Origin of the sequence: Pseudomonas sp. (genome assembly GCF_050739995.1) — a bacterium.
Lineage (GTDB): Bacteria > Pseudomonadota > Gammaproteobacteria > Pseudomonadales > Pseudomonadaceae > Aquipseudomonas.
Map to the genome: position 1 here is coordinate 1 of NZ_JBOICG010000557.1, position 5305 is coordinate 5305.

The following is a 5305-nucleotide window of genomic DNA, read 5'->3' on the forward strand; positions in this document are numbered from 1 at the left end:
GCTCCCGATAGCGGTGGATCAGTGACAGATGCAGTGACTGACACTCCGCTATCGGGAGCAAGCCCCCTCCCACAGTTTTACCGAGTTGAATCAGTAGCCGACGGTGAAGCGCTGGCGCGAATGCTTCGGTGTTTCCACTTCATCGATCAACGCGATGGCGAAGTCAGCAAAACTGATCCAACTGCGACCTTCGCTGCTCACCAGCAAATCATCCTGGCCCAGGCGGAATTTGCCGGTGCGCTCGGTCTCCACGAACTCCGCCGACGGCGACAGAAAGGTCCAATCCAACTCTTTTTCCTGGCGCAATGTGTCAAGAAACTCCGCACCCGCGCTGGCTTCGGCTTTGTATTCAGCCGGGAAGCCCGGGCTGTCGATCACGCGGCCGCCACCGGGCAGCAACAGCGAACCGGCGCCACCCACCACCAGCAGGCGCTTCACACCGGCCTTTTTCACCGGGCCGATGACGGCACTGGCCGGTAGTGTAGAAAAGTGTGCCGCACTGATCACCACGTCATTGCCGCTCACGGCTTGTTGCAGGGCGTTGGCATCCAAGGCGTCGACTTGCTTGAAAGTCACGCCCGGGCGCGCCGCCAGCTTGTCAGTGTTACGAGCGATGGCAGTGACGGTATGCCCACGGCGCAGCGCTTCTTCCAGCAGTTGGCTACCGGCACGGCCGGTGGCACCAATGATTGCGATCTTGCTCATGACATTCTCCAGTACGATCAGGGTTTAAAACCAATCACCACTTCATTTCGCCCTTGGCGACTTTGGCGCTCAGTTCTAGCGAACTTTCGTCAGCGAGGGTTGGGTAACGCTTCTTCATGGCCGCGATGAGGGCGGCGGAATCCTTGGCCTTGGCGGTTTCTTCGTCGAACGCTTTGATGTAGTCCGCGGTGAAGGCTACGGATTTGAGCGACGGGCTGCCCAAGTAGTGACCTGGAATCACGGTGTGCGGTTTCAGCTGTTCGATACGTTGTAGCGTAGCCAACCAATCTTTGTGGGACTGCGCGCTCTGGGTATCGGCCATCCACAGGTGGATGTTTTCTGCGACGACCACGCCGCCCACCACCGCCTTGATCGATGGAATCCACACAAAGCTGCGATCCGGCTGCGGGCCGTCCAGGCCGACGACGTCCAGTTGCTGACCTTCAAGTGTCAGGCTGTGGCCCTCAAGCACTTGCGGCACGATGGTTTTGGCCGGTTTGTCGGCACCCATTTTCGGGCCCCAGAACTCCAGCTTGCCAGCCACGGTGGCCTTGATATGGTCGACTACCGGTTGCGGTGCCAGCACCTTGGCGTCGGGGAAGGCGGCGGTCAGGGTATCGAGGCCGAAGTAGTAGTCCGGGTCGCCATGGCTGATGTAGATAGTGGTCAGGTGCTTGCCGCTGGCGCGGATCTTTTGCACAAGCTGCTCGGCCTGGCTTTTGCCGAACTGCGCATCCACCAGGATCGCGTCCTTGGCACCGCTGACCAGCACCGAGCTGACCGGGAAGATCGCGGCTTCGCCTGGGTTGTACACGTCGAGTTTAAGGTCGGCCGCTGCCGCGTGGGCTGCAAAAGCCAGGGCGGCGGTGGCCAGGGTCAAGCGTTTGAAGGTCGAGAACATCGGGCAGCTCCTGCCGTTGCTAAGGGATGCACAGAGCTTAGTTGCACCAAACGCAACAAAAAATGCGATGCTTGGACATAGTTTGTTTCTGAAAGCGGGCAAATCATGGATCGTCTTCAAGCAATGCGCGTGTTTGTCACTGTAGTGGACTTGGGCAGCCAATCCGCCGCCGCCGACCACCTGGACCTGTCACGCCCCGTGGTCTCGCGCTATCTGGCCGAGCTGGAAGACTGGGTCGGCGCGCGCCTGTTGCACCGCACCACGCGCAAGCTGAGCCTGACCGCCGCCGGCAGTGAAACCCTGCCGCGCTGCAAGCAACTGTTGGATCTGTGCTGCGACATGCAAGCCGCCGTCGCCGAACCCGATGACGCGCCTCGTGGCCTGTTGCGCTTGAGTGTCAGCACCTCGTTCGGCCAGGCGCAATTGGCGGACGCTATCGCCGAATACGTCAAGCTCTACCCCTTGGTGACGGTGGATATGCAAATGCTCGACCGCACCGTGAACCTGGTGGACGAACGTATCGACGTGGCCATCCGCACCAGCAATGACCTGGACCCCAACCTGATTGCCCGGCGCCTGACTGTCTGTCGTTCCATGGTGTGTGCTTCGCCGGCTTATTTGCTCGAGCATCCTGCCCCGCAGAAAGTTGAAGCGCTGGCCAGCCACAACTGCCTCACCCACTCTTATTTCGGCAAAAGCCTGTGGCATTTCGAAGAAGGGGGCGAGCATGTCTCGGTACCGGTGCAGGGCAATATCACCGCCAACGAATCGAGCACCCTGTTGCGTGCGACCCTGGCCGGTGCCGGCGTGTCGTTATTGCCCAGCTACCAGGCCGGTGACTACATTCGCGCAGGCGAGCTGGTGCGCTTGTTACCGCAGGCTGAGCCCCGGCATATGAGCATTTACGCGGTGTATGCCTCACGCAAGCACATGCCGTCGGCCCTGCGCAGCCTGCTGGATTTCCTGGTACTGCGCTTTCCGGAAGAGCCGGTGTGGGACGTCGGTCTGTAAACCGACATAAACCTGTTGAATGACGCCCAATAATGGCAACTAGCCCTGACTGACCTATGCTTATAACAGCACTGTGTAGATCCGTGCAGAGGTCTGTGCCATGAGCATCAAAACCAGAAAATACCTGATGATTTTCACCCTCAGCGCATTCGCCACGGCGCTGTATGGGACTGCCGCCTACCGTGTTGAACAAACACGTATGCAACCGGCGGCATTCGCAATCAGTTGTCATCAGGACCAATGCGTTCCCCGCACCGGCAGTTTCAGCGCGCTCAGGTAGGCTGCTCAGCCTTCAATTGCTCGCGAAACGCCTTGGGTGAGAACCCGACCCGTCGGCGAAACAGCCGAGAGAAATTCGTTGGGTCGGAAAACCCCAACACCTCCGACATTTCATTGATGGTCATGCTGGTGTAAGTCAGCAAGCGCTTGGCCTCCAGCAACTGGCGGTCGTGCATGATCTGCAACGCGGGCTGGCCGCCCAACTCCCGACAGGTCCCGTTCAAGTGTGAGACCGAGATGCCCAGCTTGTGGGCCAGGTCTTCGATCTTGGGATGCTCGCGGTAATGCTGTTCAACCAACTGGGTGAAACGGCGAAAATACTCGCGCCCCCGGGGCGTCCGTGGGTGGCGCCGCTGGATCGCCTGACGGCTGATCCACACCAGCAGCACGCTGACCAGGGCATGCATCATCATGTCGCGCGCCGGTTGCTCATCGGCGTATTCGTCCTGCAGGCGGGCGAACTGCGCGTTGAGATACTCGCTGTCTTTGCCCGCCGGATAATTTCCCAAGGTTTGCAGGCCGCCGACCGTCGAGCCCAACTGCGCCTGCAAGTGGCTGACCAGCGGTGCCGACAACGTCACCACGTAGCCTTCCACCTCTTCGGCAAACCGAAACCCGTGCACGCACAAGGGCGGCAGCACCTGCAGGGTGGCTTCGTTGAGCGTGGTGCGCTGGCCTTCGATTTCCAGGTGAGCCTGGCCTTTGTGGACGTAGAGCAATTGGCACAGATCCGCGTGCCGGTGGGGCTGGATTTCCCACTGGTATTCCCGACTCCGTCGGGAAATGGTTTCGCAGTGCAACAAATCGGGTGTCGGCCATTGCTGGCTTTCTCCGTAAAGCTTGAAGACCGGAATCGCGGTTTTGGTCATGGTTTCAATCCGATACTCAGGACAGTGGTGCGGTAATCGCCCCAATTGGCAAAAAGTGCAGGCTTTCTGGCAGTTTTCACCTTCTTATGCTGCTCGCTCAAGCGAAAAATGTCAGCAACAAGAGCAATGACAACTCTTTCACTTGATCGGTTCGGGTGAAGCTTGCGGGCGATAAAAATAATGAAAATGCTGAAAACCCAAGTCGCCATTATTGGCGCCGGTCCTTCGGGATTGCTGCTAGGCCAGTTGTTGCACAACGCGGGTATCCAGACCCTGATTCTAGAGCGCCAGAGCGCCGATTATGTGCAAGGTCGCATACGTGCCGGGGTGCTGGAACAGGGCATGGTCGACCTCTTGCGCGAGGCGGGCGTCAGCCGACGTATGGACGCCGAAGGGCTGGTGCATGACGGTTTCGAGCTCGCACTCAATGGCGAACTGACCCACATCGACCTCAAGGCACTGACCGGTGGCCAATCGGTGATGATCTACGGCCAGACCGAAGTCACCCGCGACCTCATGGCTGCCCGCGCCGCTGCTGGCGCTGTCACCTTGTACGAAGCGTCGAATGTGCAGCCCCAGGATCTGAAAAGTGATCGGCCCTGGCTGACCTTCGAGCACCAGGGCGAAACCTTTCGCCTGGAGTGTGACTACATTGCCGGCTGCGACGGCTTTCATGGTGTAGCCCGGCAGTCGATCCCGGCCGAGTCGCTGAGCGTTTTCGAGCGGGTCTACCCCTTTGGCTGGCTGGGCATCCTGGCCGACACGCCGCCGATTCATGACGAACTGGTGTATGCCAAGCACGAACGCGGCTTTGCCCTGTGCAGCATGCGTTCACCGACCCGCAGCCGCTATTACCTGCAAGTCCCGGTGGATGAAGCGCTGGAGGAATGGCCGGATGAGCGCTTCTGGGATGAGCTTAAAACCCGCCTGCCAGGCCCGCTTGCGCAACGATTGGTCACTGGCCCGTCAATCGAGAAAAGCATCGCGCCACTGCGCAGTTTTGTGGTGGAACCGATGCAGTACGGGCGTCTGTTCCTGCTGGGGGACGCCGCGCATATCGTGCCGCCGACCGGGGCCAAGGGCTTGAACCTGGCGGCCAGTGATGTGAGTACGCTGTATCGGATTTTGCTCAAGGTGTACCGCGAAGGGCGGGTGGACTTGCTGGAGCGATATTCCGCCATCTGCTTGCGGCGTGTGTGGAAGGCCGAACGGTTTTCCTGGTGGATGACCTCGATGTTGCACGCGTTTCCGGAGGCGGATGCCTTCAGCCAGCGTATTGCCCAGAGCGAGCTTGAATACTTCATTCACTCGCAGGCCGGTCGCCAGACCATCGCAGAAAATTACGTCGGCCTTCCTTACGAAGCTATCGAGTAGCCTGCTATCGTATCGAGCATTCCCGCGCGCCCTCCCTGCCTCGCGGGTCTTGCTCGAAGGTTCTGCCGTGACCCACCTGAATCAGCCCATCCAACCCGTTCCCGCCGTACGCAGTGTGCTCGTCGCCTTGATGATGGCGATCTTTCTCGGAGCCCTGGACCAGACC

General features: G+C 59.7%; 6 protein-coding genes. 3 read left to right on the forward strand and 3 right to left on the reverse strand.

The window, feature by feature from the left end; all coding sequences use genetic code 11:
* Nucleotides 1-90 precede the first annotated feature (90 nt).
* Nucleotides 91-705, reverse strand: a complete 615-nt coding sequence (locus tag ACRESD_RS18425) for an NAD(P)-dependent oxidoreductase (protein WP_431752227.1) — start codon at nucleotides 703-705, stop codon at nucleotides 91-93.
* A gap of 34 nt (nucleotides 706-739) precedes the next feature.
* Complete coding sequence (locus ACRESD_RS18430; RefSeq protein WP_431752228.1) at nucleotides 740-1606, reverse strand: MBL fold metallo-hydrolase; 867 nt, start codon at nucleotides 1604-1606, stop codon at nucleotides 740-742.
* 105 nt (nucleotides 1607-1711) lie between these two features.
* Between ACRESD_RS18430 and ACRESD_RS18435 the strand changes: the two genes are divergently transcribed.
* Nucleotides 1712-2617 carry a LysR family transcriptional regulator gene (locus ACRESD_RS18435; protein ID WP_431752229.1) on the forward strand — a complete coding sequence of 302 codons (906 nt, stop codon included), beginning with the start codon at nucleotides 1712-1714 and terminating at the stop codon, nucleotides 2615-2617.
* A gap of 100 nt (nucleotides 2618-2717) precedes the next feature.
* Nucleotides 2718-2897, forward strand: a complete 180-nt coding sequence (locus ACRESD_RS18440) for a hypothetical protein (RefSeq protein WP_123715057.1) — start codon at nucleotides 2718-2720, stop codon at nucleotides 2895-2897.
* Here the strand turns inward: ACRESD_RS18440 and ACRESD_RS18445 are convergent.
* Nucleotides 2890-3765, reverse strand: a complete 876-nt coding sequence (locus ACRESD_RS18445) for a helix-turn-helix domain-containing protein (RefSeq protein ID WP_431752230.1) — start codon at nucleotides 3763-3765, stop codon at nucleotides 2890-2892. The genes ACRESD_RS18440 and ACRESD_RS18445 overlap by 8 nt on opposite strands.
* A gap of 189 nt (nucleotides 3766-3954) precedes the next feature.
* Between ACRESD_RS18445 and pobA the strand changes: the two genes are divergently transcribed.
* Nucleotides 3955-5139, forward strand: coding sequence for a 4-hydroxybenzoate 3-monooxygenase (gene pobA / locus ACRESD_RS18450; protein ID WP_431752231.1), 1185 nt, complete (start codon nucleotides 3955-3957; stop codon nucleotides 5137-5139).
* Nucleotides 5140-5305: the final 166 nt, after the last annotated feature.

What these genes read in the sequence shown, in the direction of transcription:
- ACRESD_RS18425 (WP_431752227.1), bottom strand. Translation starts at nt 705, where the DNA reads ATGAGCAAGATCGCAATCATTGGTGCCACCGGCCGTGCCGGTAGCCAA.
- ACRESD_RS18430 (WP_431752228.1), bottom strand. Translation starts at nt 1,606, where the DNA reads ATGTTCTCGACCTTCAAACGCTTGACCCTGGCCACCGCCGCCCTGGCT.
- ACRESD_RS18435 (WP_431752229.1), top strand. Translation starts at nt 1,712, where the DNA reads ATGGATCGTCTTCAAGCAATGCGCGTGTTTGTCACTGTAGTGGACTTG.
- ACRESD_RS18440 (WP_123715057.1), top strand. Translation starts at nt 2,718, where the DNA reads ATGAGCATCAAAACCAGAAAATACCTGATGATTTTCACCCTCAGCGCA.
- ACRESD_RS18445 (WP_431752230.1), bottom strand. Translation starts at nt 3,765, where the DNA reads ATGACCAAAACCGCGATTCCGGTCTTCAAGCTTTACGGAGAAAGCCAG.